At 61.6% G+C, this 279-nt stretch carries 1 protein-coding gene; it reads right to left on the reverse strand.

Annotated elements, in window-relative coordinates:
• Window positions 1-279 (reverse strand): proline racemase family protein (locus L9G74_RS20335; protein WP_238898584.1); only part of this gene is annotated, 279 nt, incomplete at both ends.

A 279-nucleotide genomic window follows, 5' to 3' on the forward strand; every position in this document is an offset into this window, starting at 1 on the left:
GATATGGCGTCCCTCGCGCTTATAGTACGCCTTGACGATGCCGGCCGGAGTATCGAGAGAGATCAGACCCGGTTCCCGCGCGCTTACCAGCCCCTGCTCCAACGCCATAGTCACGGCGCCAATGGTGCCGTGGCCGCACATGGGAAGACATCCTGTGGTTTCGATGAAGAGGACGGCGATATCGCAATCGTCGCGCGTGGAGGGATAGAGAATCGCGCCTGACATGAGGTCGTGGCCCCGCGGCTCGAACATGAGTGCGCGGCGAATCCAGTCGAAGTC

It is taken from the genome of Shewanella electrica (assembly GCF_022321485.1).
In the GTDB taxonomy this organism is placed as follows: Bacteria; Pseudomonadota; Gammaproteobacteria; order Enterobacterales; family Shewanellaceae; genus Shewanella; species Shewanella electrica.